The organism is Planktothrix prolifica NIVA-CYA 540 (genome assembly GCF_963864145.1).
In the GTDB taxonomy this organism is placed as follows: Bacteria; Cyanobacteriota; Cyanobacteriia; order Cyanobacteriales; family Microcoleaceae; genus Planktothrix; species Planktothrix agardhii.
Window position 1 is genome coordinate 5151517 of record NZ_CAWLTW010000001.1, and the last position, 25517, is coordinate 5177033.

The following is a 25517-nucleotide window of genomic DNA, read 5'->3' on the forward strand; positions in this document are numbered from 1 at the left end:
ACAATGGTTCTTAATCCTAGTATTATTAATGCTGTTGAAAAACTGGGATATCGTGTCACCAGTGGCGATGTGGCAACTCAAGCCGGAATTGATATTAATATCGCCCAACGGGAACTTTTAGTCCTGGCATCCGAAGCCGGAGGTCATTTACAAGTGGCTGATTCGGGCGAAATTGCCTTTGCATTTCCCCGCAATTTTCAGGCTATTTTGCGGAATAAATATTGGCAATTGAAGTTAAAAGACTGGTGGAATAAAATTTGGAAGGTTTTATTTTATCTGATTAGAATTTCCTTTGGAATTATTTTAATTGCCTCAATTCTGCTGATTGTCGCTGCTATTATTACGATTTTAGTGGTGATTAATAACAGTCAAAATAATAACAACTCCGGGGGAAGTCGCGGTGGGAGTTGGTTTTGGATCGCTTGGTTGATGCCTGATTTTCGTTGGTTTTCCACGGTCGATAATAACCATTATCAACGCCAAAATGCTAAAAGTAGCGATCAAAAGAAACCGATGAATTTTTTGGAATCTGTTTTTTCGTTTATTTTTGGAGATGGCAACCCCAATTATAATTTGGAAGAACGCCGATGGCAAACCATTGGTCGGGTGATTCAAAACCAAAAAGGCGCGATTATTGCCGAACAAATTACCCCCTATTTAGATGAAATTGGGAGTTCAGTAGCTCAGGAATATGAAGATTATATGTTACCGATTTTAACTCGATTTGATGGTAGACCGGAGGTAAGTCCAGAGGGACAGTTAATCTATCATTTCCCCGAATTGCAAACCACAGCTATAAACTCTCAATCTCAATCTGTTCCTGGTTATTTAAAAGAAAAAAAATGGCGGTTTAGTTTGGCTAGTTCCGGGCAAATTATGGGGGCAATTGGTTTAGGTTCGGTTAATGTGATTGGGGCATTAATGTTAGGGAGTTTATTAAAAACTCCAGAAATTGCTGGATATTTAACCGGATTTTTAGGATTTGTTCATGTCATTTATCCAGTTTTATTAATTTACGGTGTGGGATTTTTGACTATTCCTTTAATTAGATATTTCTGGGTACAATGGAAAAATGAAAAAGTCAATATTCGCAATACAACCCGAAAAAACAGAGTTAATATTTTGACTGATGACAATTCAATTATACAGGAAAAACTCAATTATGCCCGTCAATTTGCTAAGAAAACTGTGATTAATAAAGATAATTTAGCCTATACAACTGAAACGGATTTATTAGAACAAGAGGAACAAAATTCTGATAAAATTGATGCGGAATGGCAAAAACGGTTAGATCAATCTGATTGACATCCACCCCCCCATAAAACGGGCGGGGATTCCATCTATTTGATTATTCTTAACTTGTGGAAATAGAATTTAAAATCGTATCAATTTCTGTCTGCACTTTATCAATTTGTGAACGCAGTTGATCTAAAGATTGTTTTTCGGCTTGCCATTTTTGAGGAATTTCTTGCTCATATCTATTTTGTTTTTCTAATAAATCATTGTATATTGTCAAATGAAACATTAGAGTTGATATAGCCAAATCGAAACACTCGTCTAATTGTGACAATAGGCTACTTTCCATAAATAAAAGAACTGTATTTGAAAAATCATCTAATCGTTCTCTTTTAATAACTAAAAAACTATCTTTACAAAATGAATCCCAACTTGGTTTTATTAAATTCGCCAAAGAATTAGAAATAAGCTGTTAAGCAGATTAGACAATTTTATGTTAAACTCTATTATAGAATGATAAAGTATTTTCAACAATGGTTATATAGTCCATCTGGTAATGGCTTTGAAAAAGTAGTTAGATTAGGTAAGATTTATGGATTCTATTAGAGTTGAAAGATTACGCTGTTTGTCTGATACTGGTGATATCAAAATTAAGCCTTTAACAGTTCTTCTTGGACAAAATAGTTCAGGTAAGAGTAGCTTTCTCCGTGTTTTTCCTCTTTTAAAGCAAAGTATAGAGTCGAGAACAACTGGCCCTATTTTGTGGTCAGGTCGTCTTGTTGATTTTGGCAATTTTAATGATGCTCACAAAAGGAATGCTGATAACAATATTGCTTTTTCTTTTAAGTTTCAATTAAAATTTTCAGAAAATAGCTTAATAAATATATACTTAACAATACAGGTATCAGAAGACGAAGAAAAACAAACGACTAGAACCAGCAAAATAGCTTTGAGATTTGAAGATTCAGAGATTGAATTAGAGTTTGATGAAAATGAGTGTGTAACTATCTTTTCTGTAAATTCTCTCGATATTTTAAGTTTTGGTTATCAATATATGTCCCAAAAATTTGATACTCGTTCACTATTACCAATCATTATGGAAGAAATTGATAAAAACAAAGATAATGAAATAGAAAAAACGCTTCCGCTTCTAATGTTTGCAAGATCCGCAACATTTTCAGGTTTATTTAAGACTTTGACTAAACAAACAAAAAAATATCGTCCATCAAAAAGTGAACATACAATTAGAAGTGGAGTATATGGTTTTCTTCGTTGTTTGGGAAATTCAGAAAATATGTTAAAATACATTCAGCAAGAGAGTTTTAATACTAAATCTTGGAAAAATAAAACTAGCAAATGGACAATTGAAACCGAAGAATTTCAACAATTAAGAGATCTGATTATTGCATTAGAAATTCCTTTTATTCTTAAAGCTTGTGATAATACTATAACTGATTTTTCACGACAAATTAGTTATATGGGGCCAATCCGAGCTACAGCAGAACGATATTATCGAACTCAAGATTTAGCAGTTGATGAAGTTGATTATCAAGGAAAAAATCTGGCGATGTTTTTACGCAATTTAACCGATGAAGAAAGAAAAAACTTTTCGGAATGGACTTTAGAACAATTTGGTTTTGAGCCTTCAATTATATCTAGCCTTGGGCATATTTCTTTAATGATAAAGCATAATAATTCGGATCGAGATCTGAATATCGCTGATACTGGGTTTGGTTTTTCACAAATTCTTCCGATTATTACTCAGCTATGGTTGTTAAGCGTATTTCCAAAATTTCAAACTAAATCAGCATCTCATTCTGTAAATGAAAGAATAGTAACTTATGCCATTGAACAACCTGAGTTACATCTTCATCCTCGCTTACAGGGAACTTTAACAGATACCTTCGTTGCAGCGATTAACACAGCGAGAAACAATGATATTGATTTACGTTTAGTGATTGAAACTCACAGTGAAGTATTAGTGAATCGACTGGGACATTTAGTAGCTGAGAAAAAAATCTCTCCTGATGATATTAATATTGTTTTGTTTGAACCTTCCGAAGAATCTGGAGAAATACAAGTAAGAACTTCTCAATTTGATGCTGAAGGATATTTGGAAAATTGGCCATTGGGCTTCTTTGAAATGGAGCTTGTATAGATGCTGATTAATATTCATAAATCTGTTTTTGATAATAATGATATTTGGGATGAACCAGAAACTATTCCAGCTTTAGAAAATTTAGCAAATGCTGTTCGAGAAGGTAAACATTTAGTAATTTCAGATCGAAAAACTTTAGGAATAATTGCTAATTGTCAAGACTTATCTAAAACGACACGAGCTATTTATACTATGCTCTACAATAAATTTTCTGAGTTGAGATCCTATCTTTCTGTTGTAACAAAATACATTGAAATTACTGATCTTTTAGAACCAAGATTAAGTTCTTTATCTGGTAAAGAAGTTATTCAAGTTCCTTTAGGATTTTTTGAGAATACGGAGTCAATACAGAAAACAATACTCCTTTGTGAAAATAGCAGGGATACTTTTTTTTATCAAACTGTAGCTAGAGTTTATGTAATATGGCAAAAAATAAATATTAAAATAGAGTGTGAATCTAGGGGAGGAGGTGGTAACACAATTAATATTGAATATGATAATATTCAACAAAAAACAAAGCGTTTATGTTTGTGTATTTTAGATAGTGATCGAATTTCTCCTGAAGGAAAGCTGGGGAGTACCGCAGCATTAATAGCATCCATTGATCAAAATCAAAATTCACAGTTTTTCAGGACAAAAGTTTTGATCCTTGATGTACACGAAATTGAGAATTTAATCCCTGATTCAATTTTAATTGAAATTTGCTCAAAAAATAAAGAACGAGAAGACGCAATGAAAAGAATTAAAACACTTCAAGAAATTAGTGGCTATCAGATAAAACATTTTTTAGATATAAAACAAGGAACGTTAATGTATAAAATATTTAGTTCTACTAACCCAAAGGATAAATCATTTTGGGAAAGTCATGTTTTGGAAATCAATACAATTTTAAAATGTATAAATGATGATTGTCTAGCTGATTGGAAATGTAAGATTAAAAATCCTAAAAATAATTGTCAATGTCAAATTTCATTGGGATTTGGAGAACATACGCTTGATAATACTATTGAATATTTGGAAAAAATAGAACCTCATAAAATTGCTAGGGAATTTAACAATGATATGAAGCCAGAATGGGAAAAAATTGGACAGGTCGTGGTAGATTTTTGTATTGCTCACAGTCCAATCCGGGCTTAAATTTTAACAGAAAAATAAAAATAAGCCCCGAACTTGAGTTCGGGCTTAGGAAAAAAACCTTTGAAATTGATGAAATTTACAGGGAAACCACTTCAACTTCCACATCAGCCGTCACGCCAGAATGTAACTTAATATTGGCTTTATAGCTTCCTAATTTACTGATACTGGGGAGAGTAATTTCCCCCCTGTTCCCTGTTCCCTGTTCCCTGTTCCCTACTGCGTAGTGCTATATAACCTTTAAATCAGTGATTATGAAGGTTTATAAATTAATCCTTTTTGAATCGCTAAAATGGCAGCTTGGGTGCGATCGCGTACCTCTAACTTTTGTAAAATAGCATGAACATGACTTCTAACCGTTCCTGATGTAATATGAAGTAAATTAGCAATTTCTTGATTAGTTTTGCCATCAGCAATTAAGGCTAAAATTTCCTGTTCCCTGTGGGTTAAATCATGATCAGCGATCGCTAGATTTTGAGTTTCTCCTGATGCGATATTATCAAACAATGTCCGAATTTCTGCTGTCACCGTTTGATCCCACCAAGAAGCTCCAGCCGCCACTGAATATAAAGCTAAAATCAGTAAATTTGGTTCAATTCCTTTTAAACAATACCCCGATGCACCCGCCTTAATTAATCGTTCAATTAGACTTTTTTGAGAATGAGAAGTTAAGACTAAAATTGGAATTTCAGGATGGTTTTGTTTAATTTGACGACAGGCTTCTACCCCTCCAATTCCCGGTAATCCTATATCTAATAATACCACATTTGGTAAATATTGATTCGTTAATTCAACGGCGGTTTCTCCATCCGTTGCTTCCCCAATAATTTTAATTTCGGGTTCTTTTTGCAAACGAATATTTAGTCCTAAACGGAATAATTCATCATCTTCGACTAATAAAACTCTTAATAGGTTTGATGGCATTTTTACTAACTTTTTTTTTAAATTTTAAGTGTTACAGTTGAATGTCCCCCTGAGCTAGAGCCGGAAGACGAAAACAAAACATTGCCCCATTGGGGATTTTATTTTCTGCCCAAATTATACCCCCATGTGCTTCAATAATTTGTCGAGTTAAGTATAATCCTAATCCTGAGCCTTGAGCTTGGCGATCGCTATTTCCCTGATAAAATCGCTCAAACAAATTTGGCAATTCTGCGGGGGTTATTCCTAGACCCTGATCCCAAATTTTCACCACCTGAAAATGAGCTTCAGATTCTAATATTACCTCAACCCGACCCCCACGCGGAGAATGATTAATCCCATTAATTAATAAATTGCTAAAAACGCGCTGAAGTTGCAGTTGATCGCCTTTTACCCATAGAAATCGCCGAAAATTAGAGTCCCGATAACTTAAACTTAAATAAATTCGTCTGGTTGTTGCTAAATCTGTTAAATTTGCGATCGCTTCTTCTGCAATTTTGACTAAATTAATCGGTTCTAAATTTAGTTTTAATCCCTCCGTATCATTACGGTAAACATCCAATAAAGTTTGAACTAATTGTAAGCTACTTTGGTGAGAACGCAACATCATATCGAGAATTTTTTCTTGAGTCGAATTAATATCACCAAACTGTCTGTTTTGAAAGGATTTTAGAGTTTCAATTGCCCCTAAAAGGGGTGTTTTTAAATCATGGGTTAAAGTAGACGCAAAATCTTCTCGAACACTGGCTAGTTTACTATGAGCTTGGAGTTGAACTTGTTGTTGAGAAATTGCTTCTTCATAGCGACGGGTGCGATCGCTTAACCAACCCGTAACAATTAAAGCAAAAACGGCAATAATTCGATTAGCAACTGTTGCTAAATTGATGATTTCAGGACTCGGAAAAACTAAGTTAAATAACGTTAATAAACAAGCGAATACAGTAATTTGTAAGGTAATCATCTGATTTAAACGGGGGTGAGCTAATAAAATAGGAATTGTATAAAGATAACCAAAAACATATTCTGCGGGCGTCATATATTCTAATAAAATCACCACCGCAAAAAATCCTAAAATTAACCAATGAATTTTTAAAGTATTTTTTAAAATCATCATTTATTTATCAATGAATTACTATTTTTAATCTAACTTAAAATTACCATTTTGGTCGATCCCCCTAAATCCCCCTTAAAAAGGGGGACTTTGAACTCTAATTCCCCTTAAAAAGGGGGACTTTGAACTCTAATTCCCCCCTTTTTAATGGGGGTTAGGGGGGATCTAGAACTAGAAAAAAATCAACAAACTTTCGGTTTTCTAGCCTACTTTTAGCCTTAAAGTTGACGGACTTTGGGAGGGAAGCCACCCTACATTTTTTAAGATTAGTATATATCTCTAGTTATACTCATCTATATCAACAGGTTTATGAGTCCAGATAGAAGTAGCTACATATCTCTTATATTTTTGGCTTATATCGTGTTCTGCTCAAAATTCTACTTTTTGTTAGATGGTTTTTTCGGGAAAAAGTCAGACAATCAAATTAAATTCTACGGCTAATCTCCATCATATTTATGTGGCAAGGCTTCTTTCAAATTGCCCTAACTTTAGGACTATTAGTGGCGATTGTTCCTATTTTTGGAACCTATATTGCTGATGTTTTCTTAGGGAAAAAGACCCTTCTTGACCCCATATTAAATCCCCTGGAACGCCTAATTTATAACCTCAGTGGAGTTCGTTTACAACGGGATATGACAGGTTGGCAATATGCTCGTGCCATGCTTTTGATCAACTTAGTCATGGGAGTTTTTGTCTATTTTATTATCAGTTTACAAGGAGTTTTACCCTTAAATCCCCTGCAATTAAATGCCCCAACTTGGGATTTAACCCTACATACAACAATTTCATTTTTAACTAATACGGATCAACAACATTATTCCGGTGAAAACACCCTCAGCTATGCCAGCCAGGTACTCGCATTAGGATTTTTAATGATTACTTCGGCTGCGACGGGTTTAGCGGTTTCTATCGCTTTTATTCGAGGATTAACAGGCAGATCATTGGGGAATTTTTATGTTGATTTAACCCTTTCTATCACTCGGATTTTATTACCTATTTCCTTAATTGGTGCAGTCATTTTATTAGCATTAGGTGTACCCGAAACCCTAGCCGGATCGCAAATTGTTACCCCCTTAGATGGAGGAACACAAGCGATCGCCCGGGGGCCAATTGCTCATTTTGAAATCATCAAACAACTCGGAGAAAATGGAGGCGGTTTCTTTGGAGCAAATTCAGCCCATCCCTATGAAAATCCCAATGGGTTTTCTAACTTAATAGAAACCTTAGCAATGGTTAGTATTCCCGCTTCTTTGATTTATACCTTTGGAATTTTTACCCAGGATAAAAAACAAACTTGGTTACTTTTTGGAATGGTATTTTTAATCTATTCCGGCTTGATTATTATTACCGCCCTTGGAGAACTTCAAGGAAACCCAATTGTTAATAATTTTCTCAGTCAACAAGCTCCAAATTTAGAAGGAAAAGAAATTCGATTTGGTTGGGCAGAAACCGCATTGTGGGCTGTTACCACAACCGGAACAATGTGCGGTGCTGTTAATGGGATGCTGGATTCTTTTATGCCAAATGGGGGTTTTTCCACCTTATTTAATCTGTTTTTACAAATTGTTTGGGGAGGACAAGGAACCGGAACAGTCTATTTATTCATTTTCCTGATTTTAACAGTATTTTTAACTGGATTAATGGTGGGTAGAACTCCAGAATTTTTAGGGCGAAAAATCGAAAAACAACAAATTATTTTTGCCAGTGTAATTTTACTGGTTCACCCCATTGCTATTCTAATTCCTGGTGCTATTACCCTCGCCTATCCTCAACTTTCAGGGATTTCAAACCCTGGATTTCATGGCATTTCTCAAGTGATTTATGAATATGCTTCCGCCGCTGCCAATAATGGCTCAGGATTTGAAGGATTAGGGGATAATACTATCTGGTGGAATCTTAGCACCAGTGTTGTACTTTTAGCCGGACGTTATATTCCAATTATCGCGTTATTACTGTTAGCAGAAAGTCTGTTAAATAAACAACCTGTTCCCGAAACTCCGGGCACATTAAAAACAAATTCTCTCCTATTTACTAGCATCACAGCCGGAGTGATTTTGATTTTGGGAGCCTTAACATTCTTACCTATTTTAGCATTGGGGCCAGTGGCTGAAGCCTTTCAAATTGCTAGTTTCAAATAATTTCTCTGTCTTTTCTTAAATACCCCTGCAATTTTATGATAAAAACTCGCTTAAATAAACGACAACAAAAAAAGCAAAAAAAAGTCAATACTAAAGGACTTTATCAACGAGCGTTTCGGGATGCTTTTAGCAAACTTGATCCCCGATACATGATTAAAAATCCGGTGATGTTTGTCGTTTGGTTAGGAACAATTATTACAGCCCTATTAGTTCTTGATCCTAACTTATTTGGAACAGTTCAAGGAGAAAATAATCGCTTTTTTAATTTCCTCGTCACAGTGATTTTATTATTAACCCTACTGTGTGCAAATTTCGCTGAAGCCTTAGCAGAAGGAAGGGGAAAAGCCCAAGCAGATTCCTTACGTTTGACCAAAGCAGAAACCACCGCCCGCAAATTATTACCCGATGGTTTGATTGAAGAAATTAGTTCCACATCGTTAAAAAAAGGAGATCAAATTAAAGTTATTGCTGGAGATATGATTCCAGTGGATGCTGAAGTAATTTCAGGAGTTGCTTCCGTCGATGAATCAGCAATTACTGGCGAATCTGCCCCGGTTTTAAAAGAACCCGGAAGCGATGTTGCTAGTTCTGTAACCGGAGGAACTCGGATTATTTCTGATGAATTAATCTTACGGGTAACATCGGAACCAGGTAAAGGATTTTTAGACCGAATGATTGCTTTAGTTGAAGGAGCGGAACGAACAAAAACCCCAAATGAAATTGCCTTAACGGTGTTATTAGCGGTATTAACTGAAGTATTTTTAATTGTAGTAGCTACGATTTCACCAATTGCTAATTATGTTCAAACTCCGGTTAGTATTGTGATTTTAATTGCCCTATTGGTGGCATTAATTCCCACAACAATTGGCGGTTTATTAAGTGCAATTGGAATTGCTGGAATGGATCGAGTAGCCCAATTTAATGTGGTTGCAACATCGGGACGGGCGGTAGAAGCCTGTGGCGATATCAATACTTTAGTATTAGATAAAACCGGAACCATTACGTTAGGAAATCGACTAGCTGAGGAGTTTATTCCAGTTAATAATCATACCACAGAAGCAGTTGCTAAAGTGGCACTCATGGCTAGTATTTTTGATGAGACACCGGAAGGAAAATCAATTGTTAGACTCGCAGAAAAACTGGGGGCGACGGTTAATTTTAATCGGGAATTAGCCGAAGGAATTGAGTTTTCTGCTAGGACTCGGATGAGTGGTACAAACTTACCCGATAACAGTGAAGTCAGAAAAGGGGCTGTTGATGCAATTAAGGGGTTTGTTCGTTCCCGTGGAGGTCAACTAACGGATGATTTAGATATCGCTTATCAGCGTGTTTCCCGTTTGGGTGGTACACCTTTAGCCGTTTGCCAAGATAATGAATTGTATGGAATTATTTACCTCAAAGATATTATTAAACCCGGGATTAAAGATCGTTTTGATCAACTGCGACGGATGGGAGTTCGAACCGTAATGTTAACGGGAGATAATCGAATTACAGCCGAAGTTATCGCCCAAGAAGCGGGGGTAGATGACTTTATTGCCGAAGCCACTCCAGAGGATAAAATTGCTGTGATTCAACGGGAACAATCCCAGGGTAAATTAGTAGCAATGACCGGGGATGGTACCAATGATGCTCCGGCTTTAGCTCAAGCAAATGTCGGGTTAGCAATGAACTCTGGAACCCAAGCTGCAAAGGAAGCTGCGAATATGGTAGACTTAGATTCTGACCCCACAAAGTTGATTGATTTAGTCACCATTGGTAAGCAATTATTGATTACTCGCGGGGCGTTAACTACTTTCTCTATTGCTAATGATATTGCTAAGTATTTTGCGATCATTCCAGCGATGTTTTCTGCTGCGGGTATTGGCAGTTTAAATATTATGGGGTTAGCCAGTAGTCAATCGGCTATTTTATCCGCCCTAATTTATAATGCTTTAATTATTCCAGCCTTAATTCCTTTAGCCTTAAAAGGGGTTAAGTTTCGCCCCGTTAGTGCTAATCAATTACTGAGAGAAAATATTTTGATTTATGGATTAGGAGGAATCATTGCACCCTTTATTGGAATTAAAATGATTGATAGCATCATCGCTATTATTGGTTTAATATAAGAAAAGAAACCGGGTTTCTGTGGTAACAAAATAGGAGTAAAAATGAAAATTTCGGATGATTTTAATTCAATATTACCTAGTGAATTTAAAGGAATAATTTCCTTAATCCAAACTCAAGGTAAACGCAACCTTTTACCCATTTCTTTGTTTTTTCTGTTATCCTGTAATCTAATCTTTGCCCCCGTAATTTATGCAGCAACGGGAGAAGAAATAACTCGAAAAGCAGCTTGGGCTATTGGAGTTTTAATTTTAGTAACAATAGCCATTGCGCTCTATTTATTGGCTGTAATTTTACAACCTGAACGGTTTTAAAAACCAGCCAAACTCTCAAAAAATGTACTTTCAGTTTCAAAATATACTATGTTCAGAGATTTGTTAACAGCCATCCGCACTACCCTAGTTTTATGGGTTTTAACGGCTATTTTATACCCGGTTTTGATTCTAATAATCGGTCAAGGAATTTTCCCATTTCAAGCGAATGGAAGTCTGATTAAAAATCCTCAAGGAGAGATTATTGGTTCGGCTTTAATCGGTCAGAATTTTACCTCCAATCGTTATTTTATATCCCGTCCGAGTAGTGTTGATTATAGTCCCGTTAAAGATGGTTTAGCAACGGGAATTTCAGGAGGAAGTAATTTAGCACCGAGTAATCCAGATTTGTTAAAAAAAGTAACAGAACGAATTGATCAACTACAATCTAATAAGATTACTCCCACGGTGGATTTAGTTTATTCATCGGGTTCAGGGTTAGATCCTCATATTAGTATTCAAGCCGCAAAAGCCCAAATTCAACGAGTAGCTAATGCGCGTTCTTTGAATCCTAATCAAATAGAAATTCTAGTTAATAAAAATACTGATAATAGATTTTTAGGAATTTTTGGAGAATTGGGGGTTAATGTGCTAAAACTAAATTTAGATTTAGACAACCTATCCAATTAACGATGATTAATAGCAGTGAAATTGAAACTCAAAAGAATTCCCCTGAATCCTATTATCAAACATCCTCTCGAAATCGAGGAAAACATAAAATTTTTATTGGGATGTCTCCAGGGGTCGGTAAAACCTATCAAATGTTAGAAGAAGGACATCAATTAAAAGAAGAAGGAATTGATGTTGTAATTGGGTTATTAGAAACCCATGGACGGGAAGAAACCGCAGAAAAAGCGATAGGTTTAGAAGTTATTCCTAAAAAAACTGTTGTTCATCAAGGGATCACCCTATGGGAAATGGATACGGATGCGATTTTATCTCGTCAACCTCAATTAGTTTTAGTGGATGAATTAGCTCATACTAATGTTCCCGGTTCTCTTAAAGAAAAGCGTTATCAAGATGTAGAAACTATTCTAAATCATGGAATTGATGTCTATTCAACGGTGAATATTCAACACTTAGAAAGTTTAAATGATTTAGTCGCAAAAATTACAGGGGTTATTGTTCGAGAACGCATTCCCGATCGTCTTTTGGATGAAGCGACACAAGTTGTGGTGATTGATGTTACCCCAGAAACCCTACAAGAACGGTTAAGAGAGGGTAAAATATATGCACCGGAAAAAATAGAACAAGCGTTACAAAATTTCTTTCAACGTCGTCATTTAGTGGCGTTGCGAGAGTTAGCTTTGCGGGAAGTTGCTGATAATATTGAAGCCTCAGCAGAAACCACTGAAAAAACTTTATTTTGTAATGTTCATGAGCGAGTTTTAGTTTGTATTTCAACTTATCAAAATTCACCCCAACTTTTGCGGCGCGGGTTACGTTTAGCTAATGCAATGAAAGCCCGTTTATATGGGTTATATGTGGAAAATCCAGAACGTTTTTTAAGCAAAGAAGAAAGTTTACTCTTAGAAACTTGTCAAGATTTAATTAAAGAGTTCGGGGGAGAATTTATTCGGATTAAAAGTTATAATGTGTCGGAAGCGATCGCTGAAACTGCTCAACAATATCATATTACTCAAGTTGTTCTCGGACATACGCGCAAATCTCGCTGGGAATTGTTTTGGAAAGGATCACCCGTTCAGCAATTATTAAAATATCTGAAAGGTGTTGATATTCATATTATTGATGCTGAGAAAATATTGAATTTACCCTCATAATTTTATTAATTGCATAATAGCGGATAAGCTGTATAATCAAGATATAAGAGTTGTTTTTTCCCAGTTTAATCACATCTTTGGTTGGAAAAATTTGAGTATGCTTTGCCATAATCAATTCCCCATCCCACCTAACGGAACAGAAATTAAATCATGAAATTGGGTATCTCTAATTCTTTTTAATTCCCACATCCATTTGGTTTCTGCGTCGATTTGTTGATAATATTTTTGAGCTAAATTCTGCTGTTGAGAAACATCGGTTTCCCCCCATAATTTTAATGCCATATCTCGTCTTTTTTGACAAATAACTGTTTCAATAGACGCAATAGAACTGCGAACAACTAATTGAGCGCGACAAATATCAATTTCCGTATGTTCATCCAGATAAAATAGATGATAAAATTGTTTGGTTTGTTGATTTTTATCTAAACAAACTTGTTGCAATTCCAGAATTAAATCCACCGGATCTAAACTCTTTTCAAATCGAGCCTCAATTTGGGCAATTTCTCGCCATAAAAACCGATGATGAGCTAAACTAAACTGTAAATCTCTTGCTTCTAACCCATCAACAATCATTGGACGATATTCGGGACAATGGAGATATATTCTGAGGAGTTTAACTTCTGCTTCTTCTAATAAACTTCGCTCAGAATTAATATTAACTAAAATATCAGAAGATTGTTTGTTTTTCGATGGTTCTGAATGATATTTATTGACTTGAGTTTGTAAATTTTTAGCTAATAAAGAAATTAACCGATTTTGTCCTTGACTCAGAAGTTCAGCACAGTATTGAATATAATGGGTGCGTTGCATTCCATTCTCGATTTTTCTCAATAATTCTACCATTTGTTTTGATACTTGCTGCGACTGGGCAACGGTTTCAAGATTTTTTCCAATTAATAACCTTTGAATTTGCCAATCAATCCAAAATGGAGCATTAACCAATAATTTTTGATAATCTTCAGCAGAATTATGAGTTAAAAACTCATCGGGATCTTTACCAGAAGGAATATTTAAAATTCGTAAATTAATATAACCTTGATAAGCCAGATCTTCGATTTCTCCAATCGCTCGTTCGGCGGCTTTATTCCCGGCGGCATCCGCATCAAAATTGAGAATAATTTGTTTAGATTCCGTATATCTAACTAACTGCCGAACTTGATTCAAATTTAACGCAGTCCCTAAAGAAGCCACAGCATTTTCTATTCCGGCGGTATGTAAAGCAATTACATCAAAATATCCCTCAACAACAATCGCCTGATCTTGTTTACTTATAGCATTTTTAGCTTTATCTAAACCAAATAAAGTCTTACCTTTATCAAATAATTCAGTTTCAGGAGAATTGAGATATTTTGGCAGTTCATCCCCTAAACTTCTGCCCCCAAATCCAATAATTTTTCCTTGACTATCATGAATTGGAATCATTAATCGATCTCTAAATCGATCATAATATCCATTGCCAGTTTTTCGAGGTACAATTAACCCAGCTTGTTCGACTAATTCCGCCGGAAAATGTTTTTGTTCTACCAAATAATCCGATAAAGTTTCCCATCCTTGGGGAGCATATCCTAACTGAAAATATTGAATCGTATTTTCTTTAAGATTTCGTTTTAATTTTAAATAATCTAAAGCTTGCAGTCCTTCCGGTTGTCTTAAAGTATATTGATAAAAACTGGTTGCGATCGCTAAAATCTCATATAATTGTTCTCGTAAAGAAATCTGTCTCTGTAATTCCTGACGTTTTTCAGGTTCCAAAGTCTTCACCGGAACTTGATACCGTTTAGCTAACTCTAAAACCACTTCGCTAAAAGAACTTTTATCCAAATCCATAATAAATTTAATCGCATTTCCCGCCGCCCCACATCCAAAACAATAAAACATTTGTTTAGTAGGACTCACGGTAAAACTAGGGGTTTTTTCATCATGAAAAGGACACAAACCCACAAAATCTTTTCCTCGCCGTTTCAACGAAACTTTCTCAGACACGATATCATAAATATCCGCCCTTTCTTTGACATCTTCTATTGTTTCTGGATGAATCCGTGGAGTCAGCATTGAGGATTAGATTGGGATGATAAGTCTTTATTTTGCCATAAAATATCCTTTATGATCTTTCTAATCTTTTGAGTGTCTTATTTTTTTAAAGGTATTGTTATTTACAATAGGCATAAATTCAATAAATCATTTGAAGAATTTGTTGTTGTGCTTCAGCACCATTTTCAGAGAACTAAAGCACAACAACAGATTTTGATAATAAAATTTAGTATAATACACTACCAATACTTAGCAGTTGTTTAGGATTTCAAATCTACTCACTTGAAAAATTTTTGTAGACGATGTATATTTAGGAACGTAAACTTTACACTTCTGAACCAGAAGCAAAAAGATATGTTAAACAACCCAATAGTGATTAAAATTCTCAAGAAAGGTAGTGTTAAAGCTGCCTTTATGCTTGCTGGTGGAACCTTTGGTGGTTTTGCTGGTGGAGCCTTTGGATTAATGTTAGGTGAGATGATTTCTGGTTTGGCCGATGGAGTTCCAGATACGGTTGGTGAAATAATGGCTGAAAAAATAGCTGAAAATGCTGAAACTATTGGTAAATTTGTTGGTGGGGTGTTAGGTTCATACGTAACTGAGGAGATTATTGACCAAGCTACTACAAACGACGTAAATAATAATACTAATAATACAGAGGGTTTTGAACCTATTCAGTGAAAATTTTTGCTGGTCTAGTTTATAGCTATCTTTTCTAACTGAAGAAAAATGTACTTTTAATACTACAAATGTTACAGGAGCCAATGGAAAATTTTCCATTGGCTCCTGTGTGATCACCTTAATATCTCCTACAATCTCGACTAAACCAGTTCTGGTTCTTTCGGTTTTGATTCCGATATAGATATGACAAAAGTTTCCCATACTTGGGGAGCATATCCTAACTGAAAATATTGAATCGTATTTTCTTTAAGATTTCGTTTTAATTTTAAATAATCTAAAGCTTGCAGTCCTTCTTTTTCTACTCCTCTCCATCAATTTGACAATAATATTCTTCCGTTTCAGCATCTCTTTCACGACGATAATCTTCAATATCTTTGAGCATCTCGTCAAAATAGGGATCATCTTTAAACATTCCTGCAAACTTCATCCAAGGATGTTCCGGTTTGGGTAGAGGAATTTCTAACTGCACAATTTCACCTTGTTTTAGAATAGCATTAACTTGTTCTAATAATTGTTCTAGTGCCGCTTCTCGACTTGAACCCTTAGCTTTACAATCTAAACCTAATACTGTTACTATATATTCTTGATTTTGTTGTTGAATTAACACAGGATAAGTCAATTTGGCAATAGATGGAGATGACGCTTGAATTAAGTTGGCAGTCATATAACTATCCTTTTATAATCTAATTCAGTCTTATTATACACTATTTTAAGTCAAGATTGTGTTACTTGAGTTCCCAGAGTTGTGATTGTTGATCAACTTTTTCTAATTGATAGTTTTGACTTTCAATCCTTTGGCGCAATTTTTGAGAGGGGTTAAGAATAAAAACCCTGGGGCCAATAGGAAGTAATAATAGATTCGGTTCCGCATTGACCATAAATAGTTTAATATCAGGGTTTAATTCATAACTTAGAGAAATAATATTCCCTAAATTTGTATAATCACTCCCGCGATCAACAATGAGAGTGGCAGATTTATTTTTATTTAATTGTTGGACAATTTGAGGATTTTCAGAACTGGGAATTTGATGCCACCAGCTTTGAGCATTAGCACTCATACTAATAGAAATTAAGCTAAATGTAAAAACTATAGCTAGTAGCGATCGCCAAAATATTTCTCCATCAATTAAGGAATTTTTATTATTTTTAATATGAGTAGAAAACAAATAAGCAACGGCTAATTGAACGCTAGGAAAACAGGAAATTAAAAAGCGAGTTACCCCGGAACGTCCTCCCCCTACAAGCACATCGGGTAAGGCTAATATTAAAAAAGGAACTAAAATAGATGTCCAAATAAATAGGCGGGTTTTTTGGTTTGTTTGTTGGCTAATTTGAAATAATGCCACCACAATTAAGATCACAAAAGGAAGTCTGAGTAAATACATCTGAATACTGTTGAAATCGAAATTTATATCAACTAATACAGAAGTAAAACTCAAAATCCAAAACTTGCTTAAATTTAGTAAACTGGTGGGATAACTAGACCAGTTAGTAACATCCATCGCCCGTTGTAAATTATTGATTAAAATAATTAACCAAGGACTAAAAGCTAGAATTGCGATCGCAACAGCACCTAAAAATTCCAATAATAACTGAGAAAAAGGAAAGCGTTTTCGTTTTTTAAAAGATCGGGAAGACTCCATACTCAGTAACAGAATATAAGCCCCATGACCCATCATGGTTAACCCGAATAAAACATGGGTATAGAGTCCAAAAATACAGGCTAAACTATAACCCGCCCAAAATAGCGGATGTCGCCAACGAATTGCTTTGAGTAAAGCATAACCACTAGCAATTACCATTAAGGTAAGTAAACTATATTGTCGGGCAGTTTGAGCAAATAAAATATCAAAGGGAGATAGGGCTAAAAAAGCCGTAGCCAGTAATGCGGTTTGGGAAGATTGAAATAATTCCCAAGCCAATAAATACATAAACGGCAAGGAAATTAAACTAATTAAAACGGGTAAAAATCGAGAAGCCAGAATAGAATTACCAAACAAAAACATCCATCCCCGTGCTAATAAAAAGTAAAACGGAGAAAGTTGCGGATCTTCTGTAGCTAAAGAATTGAGAGTATCTAGGGGGGTACTATTGGGTTTCAGTTGTTGATATTTTAGGAGATCAACGGGGTAAACCATACGATTTTGATAGAATTCCTGAGCAAATTCTTCACCCGTATATCCAGCCGATCGCAAAGTAGTATAAACCTCATCATGCCCATAGATTTTTCCATCTAAAGCCACAAATCGAAAGGCGATACCAATGACAATAACAACAATTAAAAATAACCTCAGAATTTGAGGACGAATTCTTTTAAAAAAGTTCCAGAGACGCCACATAAAATCCGTTTAAATTAAGTTTGATTTTATAAAATTTAATCTTAAAGCTTCTGACTAAAAAAGCAGGGATCTCCCCTGCTCAAATTTGGCTCAAGTTCTAAAATAGTTTTAAGAAATTAGCGAGTTAGGGGATGATTCATGTCGCCCTAACTCATTCCATCTCAAACCCTACTTAGTATAAAGAGCTACTGGGTTTGTGGACGATAAAGCTTAACACTTGGCATTGCTTCACGTTATCAAAACCCATCACACGGATATAACATTTGGAATTTTCTTGGCGGCAAGCTTGAACTTCATTCAAGACTTCTTGAGAAGTAGTGGCATTGAATAAAGGAAGTTTCCACAGTGTCCAATAATGTTGGGTGGGTTCGGAAGATTCGCTAAATTCCACACCGGGGATATATCCTTGATCCAGAATATATTGGACTTGCTTGACAATTTGAGAATCGGTCAAGGGAGGAAGATAGGATAACGTTTCAAAACGACGTTCTTTTGGTAATGTCCGCATTGTTGTTTCTAAAGTTAAATCCACTAAAGGTTAATAGGCGATCGCAGTGGTCATCATCCTTGAAACTCACCGCAAGTCGGGGTTCGGTTCTGAATCGGTTTGTAATTCGATTTCTGGGTTAGATTCAACACTACTCAGTTGCGTAATTCGTTCTAAATACTGGCGCCGATAATCTATATTGGCTTTTTGAATATTTTCACGAACCATTTCCGGTAAATAATCGGCTACTTCCTGCACGAGATGTTCCCGTACCGTCATCATCCGAAACGCCATCTCCTGATTTTCTTGGAGCATTTCCTGTAGATAGGCTTCTCCGTCCTGAATCTTCCCGGTTGAGGAAAATTCACTCAGCCAGATCGCTTGTCCAGGGTTAGTTTCCCATAGTTGATCCGTGATAATCCTTACAGCCTGATAGGTCAGGTAACTTGCCAGCACTTTTGATGTTTCTTTCGCAACTTGTTTGATGTCCATAGGCTGACCCTAACCCTCTTGATGATGGATTTAGATTTTAGATTTTGGATTGAGTTGTAACCACAACCGACCTGACTTGTCAAGTCTGACCCACAATCCAAAATCCTCAATCTTCAATCTTCAATCTGGAATCAATTAGACGGTATCCATTGACTCGAACTCAAACTTGATTTCTTTCCAGAGTTCGCAAGCAACGGCCAGTTCAGGAGACCATTTGCAAGCTTCACGGATGACGTCGCCGCCTTCACGCATCAGGTTACGACCTTCGTTACGCGCTTGAACACAAGCTTCGAGGGCCACACGGTTAGCGGTAGCACCAGGAGCATTACCCCAGGGGTGTCCGAGGGTTCCACCACCGAACTGTAAGCAAGAGTCATCGCCGAAGATTTCCACCAGGGCGGGCATATGCCAAACGTGAATCCCACCGGAAGCCACGGGCATCACACCAGGCATGGAAGCCCAATCTTGGGTGAAGTAAATCCCACGAGAGCGATCAATTTCAATATGATCTTCACGCATCAGGTCAACGAAGCCCATGGTGATGCCTTTTTCGCCTTCGAGTTTACCCACAACGGTACCGGAGTGCAGGTGGTCACCACCAGACATCCGTAAGCATTTGGCTAAAACGCGGAAGTGAATCCCGTGATTTTTTTGACGGTCAATCACAGCGTGCATAGCACGGTGAATGTGAAGTAACACGCCATTGCGACGACACCATTTAGCCAAGGTGGTATTAGCAGTGAAACCACCTGTAAGGTAGTCGTGCATGATGATCGGGGTTTTGATTTCTTTAGCGAATTCAGCCCGTTCCATCATTTCTTCGCAGGTGGGGGCGGTCACGTTTAAGTAGTGGCCTTTGATTTCCCCGGTTTCTGCTTGAGCTTTTTCGATGGCTTCTTGAACGAACAGGAAGCGATCGCGCCAGCGCATGAAGGGCTGGGAGTTGATGTTTTCGTCGTCTTTGGTGAAGTCTAAGCCACCGCGTAGAACTTCATAAACGGCGCGGCCATAGTTTTTGGCAGACAGACCGAGTTTGGGTTTAATCGTACAACCGAGGAGAGGACGACCGTATTTGTTTAATTTATCGCGCTCAACGGTAATCCCGTGAGGAGGGCCTTGGAAGGTTTTCAGGTAAGCGATGGGGATGCGTAAATCTTCTAAACGCAGTGACCGCAGGGCTTTGAAACCAAATACGTTACCGACTAAAGATGTCAGTAAGTTGGTAACGGAACCTTCTTCAAACAGATCCAGAGGATAGGCAACGTAGCAGATATATTGGTTATCTTCACCGGGAACGGGTTCGACTTCATAGCAACGACCTTTATAGCGGTCGAGGTCAGTCAGCAAGTCCGTCCACACCGTTGTCCAAGTTCCGGTCGAGGATTCAGCAGCAACCGCAGCACCAGCTTCTTCCGGGGGTACTCCAGGTTGAGGACTCATCCGAAAGGCAGCCAGAATGTCTGTATCTTTAGGTGTATAGTCGGGCGTGTAATAGGTCAGTTTATAGTCCTGTACACCAGCTTTATAGCCAGATTTGGACTTGGTTTGTGTTTGAGAGTAAGACATATCTCCCTTAAAGCTCCCTTTGTTTAGGAATCGATTATTTTATGCACGGATTGGCAATTGATTAAAATAGTATCAAGAAACGAGTCATTGCAACGTTGAATATTTTTAATATTTTTATAACATTTGTTTATATTTCTTCTTGTTTTGCCAGATTTACCTCAGATCCCTGTTATTTTTTCGCTTACATATCACCAAAATGACTTTTTTTATATTAAGTCTTATGAAATAAATTCTGGACAACAGAATAAGTGATTTTACTTAACTATTTTCTAAAATTTAGATTGCACAATCATAGTCTGTTGTCAAGCAGAACATCATCAGTAATTCCGTATTTTAAATTCAGGTTAGGCGATGAAAATTAAGTCTTGTCCACTTCAGATTGGTAGTAGTTTAAGTCTCAAGGTTTATAAATAGTATATAGTCTATAGTAAATTAATTAATGATTGATTTAAGTCTATTAAAACAAAACTGGGTGATCCGTAAGACTGTTCGTTAAGATGGTGGTTAACTCAATACCAATCACTGTTCACCGCCCATTGTGACTTCACCCACCATCCATTGTATTAATCCCCAATGCTCCCATCCCTCAAATCAACCTTGGGGGAATAAATTTTGTCAGAGTTGCGGCGCCCCCCTACAACTCAACCAACGCTATATTCCCTTACATAATTTAGGGACTGGGGGGTTTTCCCGTCTTTATACCGTCTGGGATCTGAAAACCCAAACCGAAAAAGTCCTGAAAGTCCTGCTGGAACCCTCCCCCAAAGCCCTAGAACTCTTTGAACAAGAAGCGGAGGTTTTAGCCCAATTACGCCACCCAGGAGTGCCTAGGGTCGAAGCAGATGGCTATTTTTATTTAAAAAAACGTAACGTCTCCGAAGGCCATCTTCCCTGTTTGGTAATGGAAAAGATTCATGGCCACACCCTACAGGAAATTTTGGAGCAATATCCCCAAGGCTGTCCCGAAGACTGGGTGATCAGTTGGCTTTCCCAAGCCTTAGATATCCTACGGGAATTGCATGGCCATCAAATTATTCATCGAGACATCAAACCCTCAAACCTGATGTTACGGATGACATCTGGCGGCAAGGGGGGCCAAGTTTCGGACACCCAACTGGTGATGATTGACTTTGGAGGTGCAAAACAAATTGGCCCTATCCCCCATGGCGATCGCGAAAGTAGCCCCCGCAGTAGCACTCGCCTAATTTCCGCCGGATATAGTCCCCCGGAACAGGTAATGGGGGCGATGGTTGGGCCAGCAACGGATTTCTATGCCTTGGGACGCACTTGTATTCATTTATTAACGGGTCAATTTCCAGGGGATTTAGATGATGCTTACACCGGGGAATTACGTTGGCGAGAAAAAGCCCAGGTGAGTCCTGGGTTTGCTCATTTATTAGATCGGATGGTGCAACTTGATCCCCGTCAACGTCCCCAAACCGCTAAAGAAATTCAAACGGATATTTTTAGAATTATTCGACAGAAAAAACATCCTCGACGGATGATGTCTTCCCATCAACGGTTGGTTGATAATCTGACAACGACTTTAATTCAATGGGATAAAGGCTTAATTCAACTATTTTTTGGAATAGGAAAACTAACCATACATTCTGTTCGGGGTTTAGTGGAAACCAGTTGGGAAATTGCCTTAGCTGGAACCGGATCAATTGTGGGAACAGTAGTTGGATCAATATTAATTTATTTCCCTGGGTTGGGAGAAAAAATTACTCTTATTTTAGCTCAAGAATTACCCCGAATTTTGCCTAAAGTTCCCCTAACTTTAGGCGCGGAAGTGTTAGTTTGGGGATTAGCTGGATTAGGAGCCGGAATTGGATTAACCGATGCTGGAGGGTTTGGTCAACGTCGCCGTTATTGGTTAGCTGGGATCATGGGAATATTAGGCTATATTGTCGGAGGGGCTAGTGAACAACTGATCAATAAGTTAGGAAATATAGGTCTTCAGGGATGGAAATTAGAATTGTTTAATCAACTCCCTTTCGGAATAGCCGCCGGGTTAGTAACTTTAGGTTTAGGATTACGCAGTGATCAAATATTTCAGGGAATCTTTGTTTTATTAACCGTTACTACCATATTTTTAGGTTTCAATCAATTTCATATTTTGCCTCAAGGAATGTTACAGTTTCCCACCCAAATTCAATACTCTAATTTATGGCATAATTTAGGATTTATGGCTTTACTCAGTGGCACAACAGCTTTTTGTTTGGGGATAACTCACTATTTCATTCTTCCCCTATTTCGATGGTTTAGAAATTAGTTATAAGTTTTCAGATTCCGACAGATTGAAATCTGTCGCTACACAGACGAAACCCGCCGACGCGGGTTTTGAAATCAAATATTCCTCACTAGATTATATATAGTTTAACTACCAAACTATTTTATTTCTTTTTAATTTCAGCTTTTGGAGATTCATCAGGAATAGTATACTTTAACTCCCCATCTTTCTGAACTTCCAGTTTAACTCCTAATTTAGTTAATTCTTGAATCGCTCTTTTTCTAACTAGCTTATCTTGTGTCGCACTATAAACCATCAACCAAGATTGAATGCGGATTAATTTATTATCGGGATTTTTTCTTAAAATTTCAGCAAATTCTCGTAAACGAGGAGCAAAATCTTTATCCGGTGTTTCTTCTGCCCATTTTGCTGCCATTTCATGAGATTTAATTGCAGCCTGAGTATCACCGATTAATAATAATTCATCAATGCCTTTAGTTCTCCAAACCAACCAAGATCGAGGATTTTTTTCTGGAGAAATAGACTTTAACCCCTGTTCTATCAGTTTAACTGTTAAATCAGGTCGGGCTTGGTAAAAAGAAACCGATGTCGATAAAAAATTATACATTTCCACCCAAAGGGGATCGTGAGCCACGATGACCTCGAAATAATTATCTAACAATTCATAATCTGTTTGTTCCCGCGCTAAATCATCCCCAAAATATTGCAGAAAGTTTAAAAATGTCCAACCCGCGACCAAATTCCCATAACCCAGAGTGGGGAATTTTTTAAGTAATCCTAACCGCGCCGCCTCCCGTTCTTTTTCTTGCTTGGCTGCGATTATAGCTTCCTTATCCAATTGTGCCGTTTGCACCCGAGAAACTTCCAACCCGCCCGGAGCATAGAGTTGTATTCCAATAACACTGACTAAGGCGATTCCAGCGATCGCCATCGGCATCAGAAAAGATAATCCTTTTGGCAAAGCAGACTTAACTAAAAGACGAACCACAATTTTTGCTAGAACTCCTGGTGCTTTTGCAATAATATCATGAATTTTTTGACCCGATTTGAAAAACTCAAGTTAAACTTTTATTGTGGGTGTAATTGGTCGGGACTAATTCTTTTACCTACCATTAACAGCAACCCTACCCATCCAATTCCATGTCGAGCTATAATCAGAGCAGCTAAAACAATTTAGTCAGGAAAATCGACACGCCATCATGAAGGAGCAACTAGAGGTTTTTTTCAGGCAACGATTTTGCATCCCCTAAATTTGGCAATGGGTCAGATCGGGATCTGGCATGACTTGATTGTTGTCAATCCCTCTTAAATCGGGAAAAATTGCGTGGGAAAACAGTAAAGATCACCAATCTTAACCCGTTTTTTCCTTTGGCCAGTCAATTCAGAATCAGATCACTTTAAAATTAAATCTAGGCTTTCAATCCTAACTCTAACGAGGAGTTAAGGATATCAAGCGATATAGGGAGACTCAATGAATCAAAACGTTAAACGCTTTTCTCCGCTCCGTCAGGCCTTATTTACAGGCGCGATCGCAGCCGTTACCGCCTTCGTCATGCCCGCTTGGAGTAGTAGCGTCAGTGCCCCCCTCAAAGATAGCCCTAAAGCCGTATTGGATGAGGCTTGGCAGCTTGTTTTTCGAGAATTTGTTGATGGGAAGTTTAACCAAGTTAACTGGCAAGCCCAAAGGGAAGAACTCCTGAGCAAGAACTATACTTCCCGGGAAGAAGCCTATACAGCCCTGCGAAAAGCCCTAGAAAAACTCCAAGATCCCTATACCCGCTTCATGGATCCTAAACAGTATGAAGCGTTGACGAATCAAACTGCCGGGGAACTTTCTGGGGTGGGAATGCAGTTGACCCTGGATGAAACAACCAAAGCCATTACCGTTGTCGAACCGATTAAAAATTCTCCCGCCATCAAGGCGGGAATTCAGTCGGGGGATCGGGTACTTGCTATTGATGGAGTCTCCACCACGGGTATGACCGTGGAACAAGCGGCCAATAAAATTCGGGGGTCTGTTGGCACAAATGTCAATTTACGCATGGGACGGGAAGGAGAAAAAGAATTTGATTTGACCCTGACTCGCGCCCGAATTGAATTAGAAACCGTTACCTATCGTGTCAATAACGAAGGAAATCGCAAAATTGGTTATATTCAACTGCGAGAATTTAATTCCCATGCAGCCGAACAAATGCAAGCCGCGATTCAAGCCTTAACCAAAGAAAATGTTCAGGCTTTTGTTCTGGATTTACGGGGAAATCCTGGGGGATTATTGCGTACCAGTATTGATATTGCTCGGATGTGGATGGATACGGGGGCAATTGTGAGTACCGTTGATCGTAATGGCAAAACCCAGGAAATTCGTAATAACCGCACCTCGATCACAAAATTACCTGTTGTCGTGTTAGTCGATAGTAATTCTGCCAGTGCGAGTGAAATTTTAGCCGGAGCATTGAAGGATAATCAACGGGGTGTGGTGATGGGAACTCAAACCTTTGGCAAGGCTTTAGTCCAATCGGTGTTTTCCCTGTCTGATGGTTCCGGGTTGGCGGTGACAATCGCCCATTATTACACGCCCAATGGTATTGATATTAGCCACAAAGGAGTTACCCCCGATGTTAAGGTGGATATCTCCGATGATCAGAAAAAACAATTGGCTACTGATCCGAAGTTAATTGGGACACCCCAAGATCCTTTTTACGCCAAAGCCATTTCTATTCTCGCGGGGCTGGGTGGAAATCGACCCTTAGCTATTAACGAGTCTAAATAATGGG

Annotated in this window: 23 protein-coding genes; 11 read left to right on the plus strand and 12 right to left on the minus strand. The window is 37.6% G+C overall.

Features of this window, described 5'->3' with window-relative positions; all coding sequences use genetic code 11:
• Nucleotides 1-3: 3 nt before the first annotated feature.
• The gene (locus AC559H_RS23005) at nucleotides 4-1305 is read left to right on the plus strand and encodes a CrcB family protein (RefSeq protein ID WP_026794816.1); all 1302 of its coding nucleotides are present in this window, start codon (nucleotides 4-6) and stop codon (nucleotides 1303-1305) included.
• A gap of 49 nt (nucleotides 1306-1354) precedes the next feature.
• Here the strand turns inward: AC559H_RS23005 and AC559H_RS23010 are convergent, their stop codons facing one another.
• A complete protein-coding gene (locus AC559H_RS23010) occupies nucleotides 1355-1525 on the minus strand; it encodes a hypothetical protein (protein WP_158442075.1) in 171 nt (56 codons plus the stop codon).
• Nucleotides 1526-1828: 303 nt separating this feature from the next.
• Between AC559H_RS23010 and AC559H_RS23015 the strand changes: the two genes are divergently transcribed.
• Both AC559H_RS23015 and AC559H_RS23020 read left to right on the plus strand, forming a co-directional pair.
• Nucleotides 1829-3394 carry an AAA family ATPase gene (locus tag AC559H_RS23015; RefSeq protein ID WP_071782513.1) on the plus strand — a complete coding sequence of 522 codons (1566 nt, stop codon included), beginning with the start codon at nucleotides 1829-1831 and terminating at the stop codon, nucleotides 3392-3394.
• The gene (locus AC559H_RS23020; RefSeq protein ID WP_051319779.1) at nucleotides 3395-4531 is read left to right on the plus strand and encodes a hypothetical protein; all 1137 of its coding nucleotides are present in this window, start codon (nucleotides 3395-3397) and stop codon (nucleotides 4529-4531) included. It begins immediately after the preceding gene.
• A 76-nt stretch (nucleotides 4532-4607) separates the two neighbouring features.
• Here AC559H_RS23020 and AC559H_RS23025 read toward each other — a convergent pair whose 3' ends face one another.
• The 3 genes from AC559H_RS23025 to AC559H_RS23035 form a co-directional block, all read right to left on the minus strand.
• Entirely contained in the window at nucleotides 4608-4709 is a 102-nt protein-coding gene (locus AC559H_RS23025) for a 50S ribosomal L9 C-terminal domain-containing protein (protein ID WP_071782538.1), read from the minus strand.
• A 71-nt stretch (nucleotides 4710-4780) separates the two neighbouring features.
• The gene (locus AC559H_RS23030) at nucleotides 4781-5452 is read right to left on the minus strand and encodes a response regulator (protein WP_026794813.1); all 672 of its coding nucleotides are present in this window, start codon (nucleotides 5450-5452) and stop codon (nucleotides 4781-4783) included.
• Between the two features lie 31 nt (nucleotides 5453-5483).
• A complete protein-coding gene (locus AC559H_RS23035; protein ID WP_026794812.1) occupies nucleotides 5484-6563 on the minus strand; it encodes a sensor histidine kinase in 1080 nt (359 codons plus the stop codon).
• A gap of 452 nt (nucleotides 6564-7015) precedes the next feature.
• Here AC559H_RS23035 and kdpA point away from each other — a divergent pair, with 452 nt between their 5' ends.
• The 5 genes from kdpA to AC559H_RS23060 are packed head-to-tail and all read left to right on the plus strand — an operon-like array spanning nucleotide 7016 to nucleotide 12893.
• Nucleotides 7016-8698 (plus strand): potassium-transporting ATPase subunit KdpA, encoded by a 1683-nt coding sequence (kdpA, locus tag AC559H_RS23040; RefSeq protein ID WP_026794811.1) that lies wholly within the window; start codon nucleotides 7016-7018, stop codon nucleotides 8696-8698.
• A gap of 35 nt (nucleotides 8699-8733) precedes the next feature.
• On the plus strand, nucleotides 8734-10803 hold the full coding sequence (gene kdpB / locus AC559H_RS23045) for a potassium-transporting ATPase subunit KdpB (RefSeq protein ID WP_026794810.1): 2070 nt from the start codon (nucleotides 8734-8736) through the stop codon (nucleotides 10801-10803).
• Between the two features lie 42 nt (nucleotides 10804-10845).
• Nucleotides 10846-11115 (plus strand): potassium-transporting ATPase subunit F, encoded by a 270-nt coding sequence (locus AC559H_RS23050; protein ID WP_026794809.1) that lies wholly within the window; start codon nucleotides 10846-10848, stop codon nucleotides 11113-11115.
• Nucleotides 11116-11163: 48 nt separating this feature from the next.
• A complete protein-coding gene (kdpC, locus tag AC559H_RS23055) occupies nucleotides 11164-11742 on the plus strand; it encodes a K(+)-transporting ATPase subunit C (RefSeq protein WP_026794808.1) in 579 nt (192 codons plus the stop codon).
• Between the two features lie 2 nt (nucleotides 11743-11744).
• The gene (locus AC559H_RS23060; RefSeq protein ID WP_026798603.1) at nucleotides 11745-12893 is read left to right on the plus strand and encodes a histidine kinase; all 1149 of its coding nucleotides are present in this window, start codon (nucleotides 11745-11747) and stop codon (nucleotides 12891-12893) included.
• 111 nt (nucleotides 12894-13004) lie between these two features.
• Here the strand turns inward: AC559H_RS23060 and dnaG are convergent, their stop codons facing one another.
• Nucleotides 13005-14945, minus strand: a complete 1941-nt coding sequence (gene dnaG, locus AC559H_RS23065) for a DNA primase (protein WP_026794807.1) — start codon at nucleotides 14943-14945, stop codon at nucleotides 13005-13007.
• Between the two features lie 333 nt (nucleotides 14946-15278).
• On the opposite strand from dnaG, the gene AC559H_RS23070 reads away from it, so the two are divergent.
• A complete protein-coding gene (locus tag AC559H_RS23070) occupies nucleotides 15279-15605 on the plus strand; it encodes a hypothetical protein (protein WP_026794806.1) in 327 nt (108 codons plus the stop codon).
• A gap of 140 nt (nucleotides 15606-15745) precedes the next feature.
• Here the strand turns inward: AC559H_RS23070 and AC559H_RS23075 are convergent, their stop codons facing one another.
• The 6 genes from AC559H_RS23075 to AC559H_RS23100 all read right to left on the minus strand — a co-directional run bounded on the left by AC559H_RS23075 (nucleotide 15746) and on the right by AC559H_RS23100 (nucleotide 20489).
• Complete coding sequence (locus AC559H_RS23075) at nucleotides 15746-15892, minus strand: hypothetical protein (RefSeq protein WP_081694855.1); 147 nt, start codon at nucleotides 15890-15892, stop codon at nucleotides 15746-15748.
• Nucleotides 15893-15903: 11 nt separating this feature from the next.
• Nucleotides 15904-16269 carry a hypothetical protein gene (locus AC559H_RS23080; protein ID WP_026794805.1) on the minus strand — a complete coding sequence of 122 codons (366 nt, stop codon included), beginning with the start codon at nucleotides 16267-16269 and terminating at the stop codon, nucleotides 15904-15906.
• Between the two features lie 61 nt (nucleotides 16270-16330).
• The gene (locus tag AC559H_RS23085; protein ID WP_051340223.1) at nucleotides 16331-17944 is read right to left on the minus strand and encodes a glycosyltransferase family 39 protein; all 1614 of its coding nucleotides are present in this window, start codon (nucleotides 17942-17944) and stop codon (nucleotides 16331-16333) included.
• A gap of 172 nt (nucleotides 17945-18116) precedes the next feature.
• Nucleotides 18117-18452 (minus strand): ribulose bisphosphate carboxylase small subunit, encoded by a 336-nt coding sequence (locus tag AC559H_RS23090; protein WP_026794803.1) that lies wholly within the window; start codon nucleotides 18450-18452, stop codon nucleotides 18117-18119.
• A gap of 66 nt (nucleotides 18453-18518) precedes the next feature.
• Complete coding sequence (gene rcbX / locus AC559H_RS23095; RefSeq protein WP_026786016.1) at nucleotides 18519-18923, minus strand: RuBisCO chaperone RbcX; 405 nt, start codon at nucleotides 18921-18923, stop codon at nucleotides 18519-18521.
• A 135-nt stretch (nucleotides 18924-19058) separates the two neighbouring features.
• On the minus strand, nucleotides 19059-20489 hold the full coding sequence (locus AC559H_RS23100; RefSeq protein ID WP_026794802.1) for a form I ribulose bisphosphate carboxylase large subunit: 1431 nt from the start codon (nucleotides 20487-20489) through the stop codon (nucleotides 19059-19061).
• 538 nt (nucleotides 20490-21027) lie between these two features.
• Between AC559H_RS23100 and AC559H_RS23105 the strand changes: the two genes are divergently transcribed.
• The gene (locus AC559H_RS23105; RefSeq protein WP_237745622.1) at nucleotides 21028-22764 is read left to right on the plus strand and encodes a serine/threonine-protein kinase; all 1737 of its coding nucleotides are present in this window, start codon (nucleotides 21028-21030) and stop codon (nucleotides 22762-22764) included.
• A gap of 121 nt (nucleotides 22765-22885) precedes the next feature.
• Here the strand turns inward: AC559H_RS23105 and AC559H_RS23110 are convergent, their stop codons facing one another.
• Nucleotides 22886-23731 (minus strand): hypothetical protein, encoded by an 846-nt coding sequence (locus tag AC559H_RS23110; protein ID WP_051340221.1) that lies wholly within the window; start codon nucleotides 23729-23731, stop codon nucleotides 22886-22888.
• A 483-nt stretch (nucleotides 23732-24214) separates the two neighbouring features.
• Here AC559H_RS23110 and ctpB point away from each other — a divergent pair, with 483 nt between their 5' ends.
• Entirely contained in the window at nucleotides 24215-25513 is a 1299-nt protein-coding gene (gene ctpB, locus AC559H_RS23115; RefSeq protein WP_026786019.1) for a carboxyl-terminal processing protease CtpB, read from the plus strand.
• The last annotated feature ends 4 nt before the right edge of the window (nucleotides 25514-25517 follow it).